This is a genomic window from Microcystis sp. M_QC_C_20170808_M3Col, assembly GCF_007095505.1.
Taxonomy (GTDB): domain Bacteria; phylum Cyanobacteriota; class Cyanobacteriia; order Cyanobacteriales; family Microcystaceae; genus Microcystis.
Map to the genome: position 1 here is coordinate 1 of NZ_SFBY01000420.1, position 17,853 is coordinate 17,853.

Annotated in this window: 18 protein-coding genes; 7 read left to right on the top strand and 11 right to left on the bottom strand. The window is 41.0% G+C overall.

The window, feature by feature from the left end:
• Window positions 1-407 precede the first annotated feature (407 nt).
• A complete protein-coding gene (locus EWV84_RS19300; RefSeq protein ID WP_158202034.1) occupies window positions 408-602 on the top strand; it encodes a type II toxin-antitoxin system VapB family antitoxin in 195 nt (64 codons plus the stop codon).
• On the top strand, window positions 599-1,012 hold the full coding sequence (gene vapC, locus EWV84_RS19305) for a type II toxin-antitoxin system VapC family toxin (RefSeq protein ID WP_079206164.1): 414 nt from the start codon (window positions 599-601) through the stop codon (window positions 1,010-1,012). The genes EWV84_RS19300 and vapC overlap by 4 nt, the downstream gene beginning before the upstream one ends.
• 53 nt (window positions 1,013-1,065) lie before the next feature.
• On the opposite strand, the gene EWV84_RS19310 is transcribed toward vapC, so the two are convergent.
• From EWV84_RS19310 to EWV84_RS19325, 4 genes are all read right to left on the bottom strand, one after another.
• Entirely contained in the window at window positions 1,066-1,302 is a 237-nt protein-coding gene (locus EWV84_RS19310; RefSeq protein WP_287079409.1) for a DUF433 domain-containing protein, read from the bottom strand.
• Window positions 1,303-1,309: 7 nt separating this feature from the next.
• Window positions 1,310-1,741 (bottom strand): type II toxin-antitoxin system VapC family toxin, encoded by a 432-nt coding sequence (locus tag EWV84_RS19315; RefSeq protein WP_287079410.1) that lies wholly within the window; start codon window positions 1,739-1,741, stop codon window positions 1,310-1,312.
• A gap of 1 nt (window position 1,742) precedes the next feature.
• On the bottom strand, window positions 1,743-1,955 hold the full coding sequence (locus EWV84_RS19320) for a hypothetical protein (protein ID WP_002757840.1): 213 nt from the start codon (window positions 1,953-1,955) through the stop codon (window positions 1,743-1,745).
• Window positions 1,956-2,131: 176 nt separating this feature from the next.
• Entirely contained in the window at window positions 2,132-2,827 is a 696-nt protein-coding gene (locus EWV84_RS19325) for a response regulator transcription factor (RefSeq protein ID WP_287079412.1), read from the bottom strand.
• A 260-nt stretch (window positions 2,828-3,087) separates the two neighbouring features.
• On the opposite strand from EWV84_RS19325, the gene EWV84_RS19330 reads away from it, so the two are divergent.
• A complete protein-coding gene (locus tag EWV84_RS19330) occupies window positions 3,088-5,244 on the top strand; it encodes a putative PEP-binding protein (protein ID WP_287079414.1) in 2,157 nt (718 codons plus the stop codon).
• Window positions 5,245-5,995: 751 nt separating this feature from the next.
• Here EWV84_RS19330 and EWV84_RS19335 read toward each other — a convergent pair.
• The 3 genes from EWV84_RS19335 to EWV84_RS19345 all read right to left on the bottom strand — a co-directional run bounded on the left by EWV84_RS19335 (window position 5,996) and on the right by EWV84_RS19345 (window position 10,599).
• Window positions 5,996-8,746 carry a glycerol-3-phosphate acyltransferase gene (locus tag EWV84_RS19335; RefSeq protein ID WP_287079416.1) on the bottom strand — a complete coding sequence of 917 codons (2,751 nt, stop codon included), beginning with the start codon at window positions 8,744-8,746 and terminating at the stop codon, window positions 5,996-5,998.
• Window positions 8,747-9,014: 268 nt separating this feature from the next.
• Window positions 9,015-9,722: a Crp/Fnr family transcriptional regulator gene (locus EWV84_RS19340; protein ID WP_287079417.1), complete on the bottom strand. Its 708-nt coding sequence runs from the start codon at window positions 9,720-9,722 to the stop codon at window positions 9,015-9,017.
• Window positions 9,723-9,963: 241 nt separating this feature from the next.
• Window positions 9,964-10,599, bottom strand: coding sequence for a hypothetical protein (locus EWV84_RS19345; RefSeq protein WP_287079419.1), 636 nt, complete (start codon window positions 10,597-10,599; stop codon window positions 9,964-9,966).
• 201 nt (window positions 10,600-10,800) lie between these two features.
• On the opposite strand from EWV84_RS19345, the gene EWV84_RS19350 reads away from it, so the two are divergent.
• The gene (locus EWV84_RS19350; RefSeq protein WP_287079422.1) at window positions 10,801-11,805 is read left to right on the top strand and encodes a helix-turn-helix domain-containing protein; all 1,005 of its coding nucleotides are present in this window, start codon (window positions 10,801-10,803) and stop codon (window positions 11,803-11,805) included.
• A 386-nt stretch (window positions 11,806-12,191) separates the two neighbouring features.
• Window positions 12,192-13,025: a GIY-YIG nuclease family protein gene (locus EWV84_RS19355; RefSeq protein ID WP_287079425.1), complete on the top strand. Its 834-nt coding sequence runs from the start codon at window positions 12,192-12,194 to the stop codon at window positions 13,023-13,025.
• A 78-nt stretch (window positions 13,026-13,103) separates the two neighbouring features.
• Here EWV84_RS19355 and EWV84_RS19360 read toward each other — a convergent pair whose 3' ends face one another.
• Window positions 13,104-13,757, bottom strand: a complete 654-nt coding sequence (locus EWV84_RS19360) for a HupE/UreJ family protein (RefSeq protein ID WP_287079427.1) — start codon at window positions 13,755-13,757, stop codon at window positions 13,104-13,106.
• A gap of 14 nt (window positions 13,758-13,771) precedes the next feature.
• Window positions 13,772-14,698, bottom strand: a complete 927-nt coding sequence (locus EWV84_RS19365) for a class I SAM-dependent methyltransferase (protein ID WP_287079431.1) — start codon at window positions 14,696-14,698, stop codon at window positions 13,772-13,774.
• 202 nt (window positions 14,699-14,900) lie between these two features.
• Here EWV84_RS19365 and EWV84_RS19370 point away from each other — a divergent pair, with 202 nt between their 5' ends.
• On the top strand, window positions 14,901-16,097 hold the full coding sequence (locus EWV84_RS19370) for a homocysteine biosynthesis protein (RefSeq protein ID WP_286826668.1): 1,197 nt from the start codon (window positions 14,901-14,903) through the stop codon (window positions 16,095-16,097).
• Here the strand turns inward: EWV84_RS19370 and EWV84_RS19375 are convergent.
• Window positions 16,086-16,316 carry a hypothetical protein gene (locus tag EWV84_RS19375; protein WP_287079434.1) on the bottom strand — a complete coding sequence of 77 codons (231 nt, stop codon included), beginning with the start codon at window positions 16,314-16,316 and terminating at the stop codon, window positions 16,086-16,088. The two genes, EWV84_RS19370 and EWV84_RS19375, sit on opposite strands and share 12 nt — an antisense overlap.
• 86 nt (window positions 16,317-16,402) lie before the next feature.
• Window positions 16,403-17,665 carry a pentapeptide repeat-containing protein gene (locus EWV84_RS19380; protein ID WP_287079436.1) on the bottom strand — a complete coding sequence of 421 codons (1,263 nt, stop codon included), beginning with the start codon at window positions 17,663-17,665 and terminating at the stop codon, window positions 16,403-16,405.
• A 91-nt stretch (window positions 17,666-17,756) separates the two neighbouring features.
• Here EWV84_RS19380 and EWV84_RS19385 point away from each other — a divergent pair.
• Window positions 17,757-17,853 (top strand): helix-turn-helix domain-containing protein (locus EWV84_RS19385; protein ID WP_287076085.1); only part of this gene is annotated, 97 nt, incomplete at its 3' end.

A 17,853-nucleotide genomic window follows, 5' to 3' on the forward strand; every position in this document is an offset into this window, starting at 1 on the left:
TTTTAGGAGGTGATAAGGGATTAAGTGCCTTGATTGGCGCGGGTTTTCGGCGATTACAAAGTTACATGGTCACACTAAGCCCACAGCATACCACGATCTTATCACATTACGAAATGTAACGAATCCTGCTTTTCAGCTAAATTTGGGCAAATTCGCACAAAATCTAGTTTTGTAAAGTTTTGTTGCATTGGCTTTTTATATTTAAATTTTCAATTATTTATAAATTTATAATAATTTTTATTTATCTTTATTGGGAGAAATAATACAAACCACTCCAGACACAGAGTTTTTGTCTTGTGGTCAATTATTGGTATTTGAGATTAGGGAGCAATAAGACGGAAATTAAAAGCAGTAAAATACTATATAATGTGTATATTAACAATCTACTATACACAACTAGGGATAGGATGAGAACTAACATTATCATTGATGACCAACTCATGGCTGATGCACTTAAAGCTACTGGTTTAAAGACTGAACAAGAAGCTGTTGAATTGGGTCTTAAAACTTTGATTCGACTCAAACAACAGGAGAAAATTAAAGCCTTTAAAGGTAAGCTTAAATGGGAAGGAAACCTTGAGGAAATGAGGCACGATCAATGATTCTTGTGGATTCTAGTGTTTGGATTGATTATTTCAATGGTTATAATACTACGGAAACAACAGAACTTGATTTATTGCTGGGAGTTGAACCGATAGCTATTGGTGATATTATTCTCACCGAAGTTCTCCAAGGTTTTAGGAGTGATAAGGATTATCAAATAGCCTATCGCTTACTAACTTCATTAACTATTTATGATTTACTAGGTTTGAGAATGGCATTGAAAAGCGCGGACAATTATCGCCAGTTACGCAAGAAAGGGATAACTATTAGGAAAACTGCTGATGTTATTATTGCCTCCTTTTGTATTGAAAATAATCTTCCGCTCCTTTTTTCAGATAAAGATTTTATTCCTTTCGTTAAGCACTTAAAGCTAATTTCAGCTTGTCCTACTACTAATGATGAACGATGATTGAGTTGCGACTCATTTCTATTAGGGAATGTTGAGTAAATCGACTAAAAACTTCATGGTGCAATTTGGTAGATGCTTTTTACCTGAGTTAATCGAGTGGCAAACAATAACGCCGCTAGAATATCCTCCCGTTCCAAATCATCGTAGTGGGCTAAAATATCTTCGATACTCATGCCAGAACTAAGTAATTCTAGGATAAATTCAACAGGATAACGCAATCCTCGAAGGCAAGGTTTGCCATGACAGATATTTAAATCGAGGGTGATTCGCTGCAAAAGTTGGTTTTCCATAGGTAATTCAGTTGCTTGTAATCGTCCAGTCTTCTGCTCTTAAACCGGCAATTTGCCCAAAATCTGAGAGATTTCTCGTCAGCAGGATAGCCTGATTAACCATTGAGATAGCAGCAATCTTCAAATCCATCGAACCCAAACGAGGGTAAGTTACCCGAAGTTCTTGAAAAACTTGACCTGCCTTTTCATCAAAGCCGACAATGGGAATCGTGCGATAATTAGCGAGGTGCTTTTCTAGCCTTCGATAGGCAACAACTTGGGCTTCAATCGAATTGGTCTTGGCTATGTAACTGAGCCATCCCCGCATTTGTTCTTCGTAGGTGATAATTGTGGTGGCAACTTCGCTGCTCGTAATAGCAGCCAGTTTTTTCAGCAATTGTTGTGCCGGTTGACCCCCGCGATCGAGAATACTAATATGATCGGTGTCAAGGAGATACATTTCAGGATTCGGATGCTTCCTCGGCTAACGGTTTTAGGGACTGACGGTACTCTTGACCAAACTGCATTGCCTCTTCGTAAGCCGGATCATCAGCAAAAGTGCCGACAATTTTTTCCCACCAGGGAGTTTCGCTGACAGTAGGTAGCAAACGCTTAAGCAGTGCTACTTCAGCTTCTAAAGTTGCTAGTCTTATCTCTAGATCAGTGCTTAACATGGTTGACATATCCTCCCATTCTGCTCTTGCTCGAAGGTTAGCTCTAAAACAAAATTTGTTTCAACGCCAGAAGCCATACGATGAACTGATGAAACGTTTTCCATCGGTAATTCAGTTGCTTGTCATCGTCAGCTAATAAACTACTCCCGTCCGCTACTTTGTCCTTAGCTGCTATATTAACTGGTTAAACCGTGTTTTAGGGCAAAACGTACCAATTCCGTGCGACTATTAGTACCAGTCTTGCTAAATAAGCGACTGACGTATTTTTCTACGTTTCTGACGCTGGTTTCTAGACGACTGGCAATTTCTTTATTCATCAATCCCTCCGCTACTAAATCTAAAACGCTTTGTTCCCGGGGGGTCAGATCAATTTTAATCGGGGGGGGAGTAGTAGTAAAAGTGTTATGTTGTCCCACCTGCTGTTTTAATTCCCGGATATCTCGGGCAATTTCTTCTAATCTAGCGTTTTCGCTGGTGGCTTGCAAGGATTGACGACGGCGCTCGATTAAAGACTTGATTAATGCTTCTAATTCTTCGGGATCGAAAGGCTTGGATAAATAAGCATCACAACCAGCATTATAACCCTGAATGCGATCGCTTGTCATCCCCCTAGCAGTGAGAAAAACCACGGGAATTGTCTGAAAACGAGCATCTTCGCGCAATTTCTTCAGAAACTGATAGCCATCCACCTGCGGCATCATAATGTCGGAGATGACTAATTCTGGGATTTCTTGATTGAGTAAATCCCAGGCTTCGTTAGCATTACTAGCAGTTCTTACCTCGAAGTCATCCCCGTACTGTAGATATGCTTGCACAGATTCACGAACCCCCGGTTCGTCATCCACTAACAAAACTTTCGCAGGTGTGTCCATGAATTTCTCGCAGCAATCAAATATTGTCCGAATCCTATCTTATCAGCTATCAGGGGATAGGGGATAGGGGATGGGGTTAGGGGATAGGGGATGGGGTTAGGGGTGATGAGACAGCTTCCCCACTTCCCTATCTCCCCACACCCTACTTCCCAGATCATCCTCAAGATGGTGACGGTGAGTTAAACTAGCAGATAAAAGTAAAAAGTTACAAAAATCACATAGATTATTTTAGAATCCTTTCATCATTCTTAACAAATCCCGTGACCATTCTTTGCTGGCTCGATCGCATTAGTGCTTCTGATCGCCCCCTGGTGGGGGAAAAAGCTTTTATTGCCAGTGAATTACACCAGCGAGGATACCCAATTATCAGGGGATTTGCCATTTTTAACCACATTTTTGCGGAATTTTTGGAAACTATCAACAAGGCTGACTCGTTCTTGACTGATTTTCCGCAATCTTCCCTCTATTTAGACGTAGATGACGCAAAAGCTCTGCAATTAGTCGCTAAAAAGAGTCGGAGCGCCATTTTACAAGCAGCAATTCCTCCTCTCTGGTTAGAAGAACTAGGGGCGGCCGTGGCACAATTATCCATGGATACCCTAGTATGGCGCTTTTCCCTACCAGCTAATCTGGCTCGGCGAACTCTAGGGTTATTTTCTGCCCCAATCAGCGGAATTAAAGCAGATAATCTAGAAAATGCCCTAAAACAAGCTTGGGCGGAGTTATTCAGCGCCAGAAGTCTATTTTATTGGCGAAAAATGGGAATTGGTTTAGAAAACGTTCAATTATCTTTACTGGTACAACCGTTATTACCGGCCAATTGTGCGGGAAATGTGTTGATTAATGACGATAACTGGCAAATTCAGGCGGTTTGGGGGTTAGGACACAGTTTAGTGAATGGAGAAGTGGCACCGGATACCTATATTATCGATCGCTCCGGTCAATTACGCAGTCGGCAATTAGGCAATAAATCCCGCGCTTATTATCTCAATAGTGACAGTAATCTGCTTGCGCCACAATTATTAGCACCCAGTTTACAGGAAAGCCACTGTTTAGATAATTTCGCCATCGATCGCCTTTGTCAACTGGTTCAATCTCTGCTTACGGAAAAACCCACCTTAACCAGCATAGAATGGCTGATGATGCTGGATGGTCAAATTTATATTCTCAACTGTCACAGTCAGGAAATCACCGCTACTACCTCCCATTATCCCCTAAGAGGATTAGGGGCATCCCCGGGGTTGGTATCGGGAGTGGCAAAAGTTATCAGCAATTTCGACTCCCCAGAGGCAAATTTTCAGGATTGCATTCTGGTTACTACTAATTTACCTCCCCAAAAACTGCCCCATTTACGCCAAATTCGAGCAATGATCACGGAACAGGGGGGATTAACTAGCCATGGTGCTATTTTAGCCCGGGAATTAGCCATTCCTGCCATTGTCGGGGTGAAAAATGCCACGGAAATTATCCGCTCAGGCGAGATAATTTTAGTAGATGGTACGAGGGGAATTATTTCTCTAGCATCTCAGGAAAATATTTCCTTACCCCCGCAACCCCCCAGAGAAACCGACGGGACGGCAATTGCCACCCGTTTGATGGTTAATCTCAGTCAAACTGAAAGTATTGCCAGAATCCAAAATCTGCCTATTGATGGGATCGGTTTATTGCGCTCAGAATGGATGATTTTAGAGTTACTTTCCCAGCGTAGCCTAGAAGAATGGTTAACACCAGAGCATCAAGGGGAATTAATCGAGAGATTAAGTGATTTAATCGCACAATTTGCCCTTAGTATCCAGCCTAAGCCTTTATTTTACCGTTCTTTTGATGCTCAACATTCGGCTAAAGACAGTCGGGGAACCCATGGTTATATATTAGATGCGACTCTATTCGATCTGGAATTGCAAGCTTTACGACGGGTACAAACCACCAGCGCCACCAATATTAATTTACTGCTTCCCTTTGTCCGCGGAGTGGAAGAATTTATTTTTTGCCGGCAACGGGTACAATCGGCTTTACTCACTCAAGTCCCTTCTTTCCAATTGGGGATAATGGTGGAAGTACCGGGGGTAATCTTTCAATTGGGGGATTATGTGCAAGCGGGGGTACAATTAATCGCTATTGGTACTAATGATTTAACTCAATTACTTTTAGGTAGCGATCGAGAAGATTTCTCAGAATATTTTAACGCCCGTCATCCCGCAGTCAGGGCAGCTTTAAAACAAATTATCACTCAAGCAAAAGTTTTACAGATTCCCTGTTCCGTTTGCGGCATGGCCATCGTTCAGTATCCTGAAATTATCGATGATCTGATTGCTTGGGGTGTGACTTCTCTTTCGGTGGATACAGAAGCAGTTTTAGCCACTAGAGAGGCAATTGTTCGGGCAGAAAGAAGGTTTTTATTGGAAAATAGCAGATAACCTCGGCAAAAGGAGCGTTAGGGGTTGGCTGTTGGGGAAGATGTTAGAGGAGGCAAGAGGCAAGAGGCAAGAGGCAGAAGGCAGGTTTTAGGTTTTGGGGTTTTGGGGTTTTAGTTCAATTTCCCCACCTCCCCACTACCCCACTTCCTAATTCATACTTTGTGCTTTTTGTCAAAAAAACTTTTTTTTTGCAATAAAACTACACAAAAAAAAGATCATCGTTGTGGGTGAAATTGACTCATTTACCTGTCTTCATTAGGATTACCTTCTAGGTGTGGCAAGGGTTTCAACCGTTGCTGCCCAAAAACGCACAGAATAACCGACTGTGAAATTCTATCAAATCGCTGTAACCATTGCAACATCGTTGTTAAATAAAAATCTTTCTCAATTAATTCTTAAGAATTTGTAAATATTGCGGAATATTAATTTAAATATTCTCAAGTTTTTGGAGTTAATACATAATTTTTTCTTATCTTTGTCGCCAAAAAATAGAACTCCCGCAAAAATCCCACATCTACCATTGAGTTAGAAGTCATTATTGAGGAGATAGTATTCAGGAGATTATATTTATTCGGCTCTTCGGTTTGTGTTATGCAATGGACGGGGGTTATAAGGGATGGAACCCTTATATAGAAAGGCATTTAGCGATTTTTGTCAATTGTTTTTGCTCTAGAGCGAACTAATCAATTAAGGAAGAGCCATTTATTCTTCCCCCGCAACGCGCACGCAGTGACCCTCCCACACCTAATGCCTAGAGAATTTCAATAATTCCTTGACTGCCATCGAGACGAATGAATTGACCATCTTTTAACAATTTCATGGCATTATGCACATCCATAACCGCCGGAATTCCGTATTCTCTGGCAATAATAGCACCATGGGATAATTGTCCCCCCACCTCGGCAATAATGCCCACAGCCCGGGATAATAAAGGGGACCATCCTGAGTCAGTATAGGGAATAACGAGAATAGTATTAGGGGCAATTTCTAGATTTTGTAGGGTTGGCATAATTTTGACTCGTCCTTCCACTGTCCCCCCACTAGCGGCAATTCCCTGTAAGCGTTTTTTAGCAGTTAAATTCGAGACTAAAAATTCTCTTTGCGGGGGTTGTCCATAAACGATATAGGGAATATCGGTTAATTGAGAGTTTTCTTGGAATTGTTGGCGACGCTGGTGGATAATCTGGTTAAGATTGGCGATTTTATTATTCTGACCTAACTGGGTAACTTCTGAATAATTTAGATAAAATATATCTCCCGTCTCCGATAATATTTCCTGCTGTAACCAGAGGTTTTCTAATGCGAGAAAATGCCAGCGTAGGTGAGCTAAAAGACGGGAGTAAACTTGAGTGACTTGGTTTTTGATATTTAGTCTTTTTTGGACAGTATGGGAAGATTTAACTTTTTTATGGCTATTATTGTTGGGAATATCTAAGGATAACTGTAGCAGATATTGGGGATTTTCTCGCCATCTCGGTATCGAAATATCGGTTCCCACTTCGCTTAAATAACCGTAGGTTTCTAACCAGAGGGAAAAAGCTGAGTCAAAATCTCGATCGATCGTATTTTTTCTCAGTTCAGATAGCGATCGCATCGAGGCTATTTCTGGTGCTTGGGAGTTATCCAATCTCTCAAAAGGTACTTGCGAAATACTGCGACGCAAAGCGAAGCTAAGAGGGGCAAGAATACTATAATAGGTGGCTTTTTTTAAGAGGGTTAAAATCTCCTCAATTTGCTCTAAAATCTCCCCTGAAGATAAAGCTTCTGGGGAAGTAGCGTTAATTTTTTCGAGCGTCGGGATAAAATAGTTTTTTTGATCTTGGCTAAAGTCTTTTTCTAACTGTAATTCCCGTCCTAAAAGTTTTAATAAACCGGGAGAATTAGCCAAAGTTGCCGTTAAGGGTGGTTTGGTAAACTTTGCCCCTTTGGTCAGGAATTCTAAGCTTTCTGGAGGTAATCCCATGCGACGGAAAATTGTTCCTAACAAAGAAGCATTAAAATAAGCTCTTTGATAGTGCAAAGTCGCTGTTTCCTTGAAATCCAAATCGAGGGCTTTTTTGTCTAAAACTAACTGGAAAATATCTCCCCAAACTCCACAGGTTAAAGGACGATTAATTGACCAAGGCAAAGGACGAATCACCCCGGGGATAACTTCAGCTGCGATTTTTCTTGTCCAAATTGGCTGTAAATTAGTGATAGGACGGCACTGTAATAACCATAATTTTCGTCCGTCATGAGTCCATTCTATATCTTGGGGAATGCCATGATCAAGGGTTTCTAATTGCCGACAAAGATTAGCTACCTGTTGAATAATAGCTGGGGGAATATCTCCCGCTCCGATGATAATATTTTCTTCTAAATTAACCCGATAACTTTCGGGGGTGATTCTTCCCGATACAACTCTGGTGGCATCTCCGGGTAAAGCTTCAATAACTACATCTAGACTGAGAGGATTAATCGGATCACGACTGAAGGCAACTCCCGAAAAAACTCCTCGAATTTGTTCTTGAATTAACACAGCCATGGCCGTGTTTTCTTGACCTCGATCGAGTCGATAATTAACAGCATTAGGACTATTATAGGAGGTTTGGCAACTCAAAATCGCCGCTGCTAAATTTTCTCGATCGATGACGTTAAGAATTGTCGTATATTGTCCCGCAGATGAAGCGGTTTCACTATCTTCTCCAATAGCGGAAGATCGCACTACTAAGGGATGATTAATATCAGGATTAAGAGATTCTATTAATGGTTGTGGATCATCCCCTGGTGGTAAAATCCAACCCCGAGGAATGGGATAACCGGCACGCTTAAGATAGGCTAAAGTGGCGGCTTTTTGTCCCACTTTTGAAGCTGCCAGATTGTCATCAAGAGTTTGGAGCGATCGATCTCCACGAAAAAAACGAAACATAGTTTTTGATTCATTGTTAACACTTGCTTCAGGTAAGTCTAAATCGTCGGCTATTTTTTGAAAAATTGCCCCTAATAAACAGGCTAAAGCAATGGCAGTTATAATATAACCTGAATCGTGGGGACGGCGCAAGGTGAGAATTAAAGCTAATAAAAATAATCCTACCAATCTACCCGTAGATTTTTCTCGAAAAATAGTAAAGCTAATCCCACTAATAATTAAGGTGAGAAAAACAGCGACAAAATCGTGAACAATTAATCCCCAGAAAACATTAGTAGTTCCCGCGCCTTTTCCTAACCAATAGCGCCCCATAACTAAGGCAATTAAAGCTAATAATTCCCAAGGGGAGCCGGTGGGAAAAAAGACACGGGTTAGGAAAATAACGATAATTCCCTTGGCTGCTTCCGAAATTACTGCTAAAATTCCCACTAATTTTCCTCCGTGGTAAAAGGCAGCAGTTACACCGATATTACCAGTCCCTAATTGGGATAATTTACGTCCGGTTACTAGATAATTTATCCAATCGATCAGAGGCAGTCCCCCGATTATAGGACAGACTAAAAAAATAAATAGGGATCCCCAAATTTCTCTCATTATATTTTCTTAGTAACACCAAAAACTGTTATTTTTCCTATGTTAAGCTAATTCTCGGAATAAATAGCTGAAAATTTGTCAAAACGTCGTGCTTTGTAGGTTGATTCATGAATCAACCTACCATGAAAGCAAAAACCTGTACTCCCCTGCTCCCTAGCTTACCTCATAAGCGATTAAGGGTAGCAAAAAAAAGAATTAGATTCGGAGAATGAATCAGCCCTAGGGTTGGGGGGTCTTACCTTTTGCCTTCAGAAGCTGATAACTGAATTTAGGAGATCGATCTTCCTAAAGCGGCCAGATCGGGAATACAGAGAGATTCCTGCTGTCGTTGAATCAGGCCTTTTTTCTGCAATTTGGTCAAGGATCGGGTCACGGTTTCCCGGGCCAGGCCACTAATGCTACTCAATTCCCGGTGAGGTAAATTAGGAATTATCGTACCCTGGCCGCTTTTTTGTCCTTGACCTTCGGCCAAAAAGAGTAAAGTATCGGCGACTCTGGAGAGACTATCGGCCTCCCGTAAACGTAAACGCCGGTTAAGTTGACGCAAACGCCTGGCCATTAATTGAGAAAGATGAATTCCCGCTAAAGGTTCCGATGTGAGCAGATTAATAAAATCTTGGGCGGGAATACTGCTAATTGTGGCCGTGGTTAAGGTGATAGCATCGGTGGAGCGGGTAGATTCGTCTAAAGCGGCCATTTCTCCGACTATTTCCCCTTTACCGACGATATTTAAGGTGACTTCTTTACCCCCCATATCGTAAGTACGAATTTTCACCCAACCATCCAGAATAAAGTAAACCGAACCACCCCAATCATTTTCTAATAAAATCGCCTGATTAGCAGGATGAGTGCGGGTGACAGCATGAGAAGTAACTTGAGCGAGGTTTTCAGGGGGTAAACCGACAAATAAAGTGGCTGTATCTAATAATTTTTGAATTTCTGCTGATTTTTCGGCAGGATAGCCTTTTTCTTCCATAGTTTAATATTTAAATTTTGTCGGTTTTAGGCAGGTTATTCTACAATGGAAAGTTGTGGATATTTTTAGTTATCTAAGTAGCTAGACACAATTAATTACACATATCTAACTACCTCTTGCCTCTTGCATGAGTGCCTATCCTAACCAAGAAGTTAATTTTGCCCTATTACTTAGTGACCGATAAAAATGAGACCAGCCTAGTTATCTAACTTATTTTGGTACACTTTTTTCTCATAATCGATCATAACTGATCATCATTGATCCCACTAACATCATTGGTAATAGTAACGATAATTCTTCGCAGCTTCGCACCTTGAAACTCGCAAGGAATCTCGTGTTTATATGGAATTAGGAAGTTAAGAGTATGATTTGAAAAAGTTCTTATAATATCGACATTTTGTTCGATGTTATTAATATACAGTTTCATCTCATATATCGTGCTGTCACCCAACTTTTCATCTGAAGGGGCGATTATCTTTGGTTTGGCAAACTCAACTTTGAGTGTCACCTCGCCACTAAGACGAGGAAGATCACAAGCGATCTTCTGTGGCTGCCCTAACCAGTTATAGACATAACATAGTTTTCCCTGATAGATGTAGAAACCATGTTCACCAAAATATCCGCCGTGCGCCATCAGAACAGCTTGTAAGTCCCCTTTAGCTTTGGAGAAATCAATAGCTGCTTCGATCGCATAGAAACGAGTGCTAATATTAGGAGCAACAGCCTCGTAAATTTCTGATACCCCTGGATAATAGGTATAGCTAAATGTGGTATATTTTGGAGCATCAGAAAATGCCAGGGGACGTAATTGAGGAATTTCTCCACCCAATACCGCAGACCCAGAGCAATCTTCAAGGGGCATATATTGTTTAGCCATCGAAATCTCCTGAGTAATTGATAACGGAAAAAAGTGAGAGATTTAACTGGAATTACACTGATGGACAAAATTAACAAACCAACTCTGCTGTAACTCATACTACTTACTCCGCTATGCTAAGATGATCCAAAAAACGCAAGTTTTTAAATTGATGGGCAAAAAAAAAATAATTTCACTCAATAACCAAATAGTTATATATAGATGTTTATTTTTGACAATAAGACCGATATTTTCATTAATTCTCAGGAATTAACCTTTAAAAGTGAATATGTTTGTGACTTTTCTCGCTATTTTCAGAATCGAGAATTTCTCAACTTAGATGCTTTACAACTCAGTGGCGATTATTTTGAAGGGTATCTTTCAAGGATCATCACCAATGAAGTGATGTTAGAGTTAGCTCAACGTAATTGTTTAACGAATGTTGCAGGAGTAATCCATTCTCAAATGTGGGTTTTTGCGATTCCTCTTCAGGTGAATTCTGTCTTCTTCCAAAATTTGTACTCATTAGAAAATAACTATCTGGGGATTATGCCCCCTAAATCAGAAATTTCCGTTTTTCAACAGCCTTTTTCCAATCGTTTTCATCTTTACGTTAATGATAATTATCTGCAGCAATTGTGCCAAACTTTAGAGCTACCAGAAGCGAAAAAGTTTTTAAATGCTTCCGCTTCTTCTATTGTGATTTGCCCATCGGAAAAAATTCGTCATCTCCAACAATCTTGTCATCAACTTTATCAAATGCTATTTAATTTAAATCGCCAACAAATATCTGAGCAAAGAAAAGCATTAAGATTGAATTTTGTCAATCAAAAATTAAAAGAAGAAATTGTCAAAGATTTTCTTTTGACTTTAGCAGTAACCAAAGATATTAAACCTCCTAAAAACACTATCAGACGCACCTCTATACTCAAAAAAGCCGAAGAAATGATGAGAAAAAATCTGCGTTCTGATCTTACTATTCCAACGATTTGTCAAGACCTAGAAGTAAGTCAACGCACCTTAGAATATATATTTAAAGACTTCTATCAAATGTCTCCTTACAATTATTTTAAATTGCTTCGTCTTAATGCTTTACATCAATCTCTTAACCAAAATAATCAGACAAAATTAATTCATGAAATTGCTGAAGAATTAGGCTTTTTTCACCGAGGATATCTGGCATCTGATTATAAAAAACTGTTTGGTTACTTCCCCTCTGGAACCTAAAAAAATAGGTTCTTCCGAACTTACACTGTAGAAAATTCCTCAAGCTCCCTCTCTGCCCAGCAATGCTCTAAAGTTGATAAATATCAATCTAACAAAAACTCAAAGCCTTAGTATACAAGCTTTAACTTACACTGTAGAAAATTCCTCAAGCTCCCTCTCTGCCCAGCAATGCTCTAAAGTTGATAAATATCAATCTAACAAAAACTCAAAGCCTTAGTATACAAGCTTTACCAAAATAGTAAGCTGTACTGAATTTAAACTGCGTATTGGAAATTTTAGTACAAATGCTCCAGCCGAACGGGAACAGTTTTTGAGGCTTGAAAATAATCGAAGAGTTAACGAAACAATTAATCGCAAAAAAAGGAAAATAAAATAACAGTAAATTTATGTTGATCGACCCTCTAAAAATGCCTTCAGTTGACCTAGATAATTTAAATCAACTTCCGGATTGTTCAGCTATATATTTTGCTATCGATTCTCAAAATAGAATTCTTTATATTGGTCAAGCATCTAATCTTTTAGCTCGCTGGAAAAATCACCATCGTGAATATCAATTACAAGAAATTAATCAAGATTATCCCGTAAGAATAGCTTGGCAAGTTTGGAATGATGAGGAATTAAATGAGATTGAAGTGTATCTAATTAAAAATTTTCAACCTTTGCTAAATGGAACACAAGTGAAATCTCCACAAATTGTACCATCGGAATTTGTCTTCCAAAATTTTCTCAGGGAATTTTATCGACGATTAATCATTATTGGGTTTAAACCACAAACTTCTCAAGAGCTACCACATATTCATTTGAAATATGACTGGACAGATTGTTCTCCGAAAGGGACAGCCGCAAAGATTAAAAATTTTATTCAAGAAAATAATAATATAAATACCAGTTTTAAGATTAGAAGAAAACCTTGGGGAAGAATCAGTGGACCAGAAGATTTTCAAATAGGCAGTCGCGCACAAAAAGCCCTAGCTCGTCAGAATCGTTCCTATAATAATCATTGGGAAATGGCTTGTAATGGAGTAATAATCCATATCACCCCTACCGGTAATTATAAAGAGATGAAATCAAAAACAAATTTTCAAAAACTTGCTGGGATAAAAATGAGAGCAATTACAGAAGGTGATTTTAAGATAATGTCTAATCAATATCCTTATGATTTTGCTGATTTATCGTGCTTTGTCGATGATTTAGTTCCGTTACTTTGGAGTGAAAAATAATTGTCAACAACATTGATAGCTAACAGGGGCTAATATTGATAATTGATTTCATTAATAATTAGCCCCATCGAGATTAATTTACTTAATTCCCACTAAAAAAGTTGTCCCGATCGCCATAATTGCCAATCCGATTAACTTGCTAATTAGAGTTGCTTGCTTGGCTAATTTTTCCTTGATGACACTGCCAAGGAAAAAAGCGCCAGATGCGATCGCTAATTGCATGACGGTAAAACCAATTAAATAGGCAACTAAAGCGGCAACCCGCGCCCCGATAATTGATTCTCCGTAGGCATAACCGTGGAAAATTCCCGCGATCATTGCCAAAGTTGCCAGGGCGATCGTATGGAGATTAGAATGAGTTTGTAAACCTTTTTTCAGGGTTAAAATCACGCCAAAAATCACCACGGAAAGGGCAATAATCCCTTCAGGAAAGAGTAAATTTATCCCCTGTAAATGAATACCCGTCCCGATTAAAGTGGCAATCGCAAAAGCGATCGGAATTAATAAACCCTGTTCCATCCCCACAGCAATTAAACCACTAGCCACCACAAAAGCTAAATGATCTAAACCGATAACCGGGTGAGCTAAACCCGATAAAAATCCGTTCAAAAAATTATCGGGAGTTTGCCCTCCCATGGCATGATGGGCGAGGGTTTTGCTGGCAAAAATTAACAGGAAGATAGGGACAATAGTTAATATCTTTGTCCAACTTTGACGAAAAATTATCTTCATTGATTACCTCAAAATTATGATTCGGAAACCCGCGCAACAATCGCCCGGTGTCGGGGACTGGTGGGGGTAATGATCGGTGGTTGAAACCCGGCTTCAACTAATGCCTGTTCGATATCGAGAGTAAAATATTGATCGAGATAGGGTTCGGTACTCTTGAGTAAGGTTAGGACATAAGGGGGCATTTTTCGATAAATTTCCGAGCGCGGATTCATATCCATTAGCGTCAAATAACCCCCCGATCGCAATAAACGACGCGCTTCGGCGAAAATTTCTCTAGTAGCCTGTTGGGGTAGTTCGTGGAACATTAAAAACGAAGATACCAGATCGTAGGACTGACTAGGTAATTGAGTTTTTTCTGCGGCTGCGTGTTGCCATTGAATCGTCTTTTGTTTTTGTTGAGCTTGGTATTGGGCAACGGCTAAATAGTAGGGAGAGAGATCTAAACCAGTTACCCGCGCTTGAGGATAAGTATCTTGCAGTGCGAAGCTGCTCATGCCGACACTACAGCCTAAATCGACAATATCGTTAATTTCTGCCTTGATTTGCTCCTTCAATATCCGGTGATATTCCCGTCGCAATCGCGGATCGCCGTCAATCCCCGCCCCGGGCCAGATGGTAGAATGGACAGCATAGGCGGCAGATTCTACCTCAAAAGCTGGCAACCAGTCTAAATTGCCCTTTTCGTAAGCGTGGAAAGAACAAACGTAGTATTCGGGATAGACGAGAGCGGGATTTTCTATCGCTTGCAGTTCCCGACTCCAATCCCGTTGCTGCCATTGTTTGACGGTTTCTCGCCAAGGTACGCCTAGTTTTTCGGCTCTTTTAATCATCATATTGCGCGCCTGATAGCGAGCGATGTCAAAAAGCGGTTTTATGCCGAGAATACGGTTAACTAGACCAGAAACAGGATTAAAGGAGGCTGAAACGGGTGTAACTGTCATAGAAAAGCTTCGATCGTAAATTTTCCCTTTCTCATCTTATAACAGTGATCAGTAATCAGTAATCAGTAATCAGTGAAAAGACAGCACTGTCACCACCATTTAATACTGCTCAGTTAATACCACTCACTGAAAACTCAAATCTGATTACTGTTTACTGACAACAGCAAAAAGCTCCCTAACCCCCATCTTGCCAATTTTTATTATGAGAACAATCGCTGAAATCAACGACAAAATCGCTAAAAAAACGGCTGTAGTCTGGACAGTAGAGGAATTAAAAAGCCGCGTTACCGAGATGGGAATTAAGGAGGTTTTTTCCCAAGTAGATGTGGTTTGTACGGGAACTTTTGAACCGATGGAATCTTCGGGGGCAATTATTAATTTAGGTCAGACGGATCCGCCGATAAAAATTCGTCAATGTTGGTTAGATGGGATTCCTGCTTATGCCGGTTTTGGGGCGGTGGATTTATATTTAGGAGCCAGTGCTATTAGTGATCTAGCGGCCAAAAATGAGAATTTAGAGGGAGAAAATCCCGAAAGGGGTGGCGGACATATTATTGAGGATTTAATCGCTGGAAAATCGATTCAATTGCGCGCTGTCGGCCAGGCCACCGATTGTTATCCTCGCACTTCTTTTGAAACGATTATTTCTAAGGAGACTATCAATCAATTTTATCTTTTTAATCCTCGCAATCTCTACCAGAATTTTATCGTCGGAGTCAATGGGGGAGAGCGGACTTTATATACTTATTTAGGACCACTACAGCCCAGATTGGGTAATGCAGTTTATTCTAACCCCGGGGCAATTTCTCCCCTGTTAAATGACCCCGATTTAGAGGCTATAGGCATCGGTACGCGCCTTTTTTTAGGAGGAGGAATCGGTTATATTGCCTGGGAAGGAACCCAACATTTTCCCCTGCAAAAACGCCTACAAAATCGAACTCCTATTGGTCCCGCTTCCACCTTAGCCTTAATTGGTGATGCTAAACAAATGAATTCTCGCTGGGTGCGGGGTTGTTATTTCAAAAATTATGGGGCTTCTTTAATGTTAGGGGTAGCAGTACCGATTCCAATTTTAAGCGAGGAAATCGTTCGACATTGTGCGGTAAAAGATGAGGAAATTGTCGCTCCAGTGGTGGATTTTTCTATTCCCCGGCGAGTCCGTCCTACCTTTGGTTTAATCACCTACGCTAAACTAAAAAGCGGTCGGATTATGATCGAGGGAAAAAGTGTTAGGGTGGCTCCTTTGGCCAGTATTTCCTTGGCCCGGGAAGCCGCTTTAGAATTAAAAGCACTAATCGAATCGGGAGAATTTACCCTCACAGAACCCGTGGCAAAAATTAATCTAGAGCGGACTTTTATCCCCCAGGATCGTTGGGGTGGAAAATTATCAATTGAGTGAGGAATTTAGGGATGGCGTGCAGGTGGCACAACTACAATTAAGATGACGTAAAATCGGATTTTCTTCGCCGGTTGTCTTGCCGATAATCATGTCACCTAAGTTCTCGGTGTTGAAACTAGGATGAAAGGACTCTGGGGCAGCTTGTACAGAGTTAGTGGTAACTAATAGGGCTAATAAACTAGCGGAAGCAGTGGCAAGAATAAAGACTTTTTGATTCATAAATTTGTGGGAATTATTGGCCATTAATACCGATGATTATAGCACTGCCCTTACCGATGAGGAGATATTCTAATTAGGGTTTTTCGTTAACGGCCCAAAAGATTGGCAATATCACCACATCCCCCCGGAATGGTTGCGCGGGACTTTTCCCCACACCAACGACAACAATAGTGACGTTGTTCCTCGCTCATGTTTTTCACCCCGGTAAAATTGACATTTTCTACCACTGCTCCCGTGTGTTCTCCAGTGTCATAATTGGGGGGAATGGTACGACTGCGGGGGGTAGCATTTTCTAGGGAACCATAAAATAAACGCATCCCTTTCATATCTGCCCCTCTTAAATTAGCTTCGTAGAGAATTGTCCGCGATACATTTGCTTTCACCAAATCGCTATAACTTAAATCGGCCCGCACCATATTCGCTTCGCTTAAATCCGTCCAGCGCAAATCCTGCCCAGAAATGTCGGACCCCGCTAACATTACCCCCAATTGTACTACTCTTGTACCAAACTCTCGATCCTCCGCATAACCCCCTTCCCCGTCTAGAATCGGTCTGCCTAGATAACGATCGCGTTTAATCGGTGATAATAGCCGCGATTGACTCAAAAAACGCAGTATTTTCGCTTTTCCAGAGGCATCGACACTGCTGAGGATGGAAGCGGTGCGACCTTCTGCGATCGCTCTTTCCTGGGGCCAATCTTCTAAAAATCCCTCCTCATCCAAGGCTAGATCGGAAATCCCTTGAAAATAGGAATCGATCGTCTGTTGTTGGGTAATACGATTTTGTTGTATGGTTAAATCCTTAGAAATAACGTACTGTTCCCAGGCCACATAGACCGCTAACACGGCGATCATAATCTGTCCCAAGGCCCCCACCCACTCGGCCCAGGAACCAAACTCATCGTATTTAAAACTCTCTAACCATCGCAATATTCGCCCGTAAACTCCTAAATATTTCCCTAATGCTGCCAGAGCAGCTATAAAAACTATAAAGGCAAAAACCGTCTGACGTTCAGAGGGGGTGAGATAATGGGCGATCCACTGGCGAATAGAGGGCAAAATTACCTGTAAAGATATTAATATCGCTACTATCGCCCCAGAAAAGCCTAACCAGTCCCAGCTAAAGACCAGGCCGATGGTCATCACCATCAGGGGGGCCAGTAGTAACCCCGCGTTACCCGGTCGAAGATCTTTTAATAGTAGGATGCGCTGACGCACAGGATTACGGGAAGATAAAGAGGAGACGTATTCGGAGGCATCGGGGGGCGATAAACTGGTTTTACCGTTATTTTCCGGGTTATCAGCCCTATTTTCCGAAGCGAGTTTTTCTGGGTCTTTGCGATCGCTCATCGAAAATTTTGGGTCTGAAACCCCGTCGTTCTACGACGGCTTTACTGTTAAATATTAACACATTTACGAAATATATGCTAAAATGCTCCCCATGGAAAAAGCCTATTCTTACCGATTTTACCCCACACCAGAACAAGAGTCGCTATTGCGGCGCACTTTGGGCTGTGTAAGATTAGTTTACAATAAGG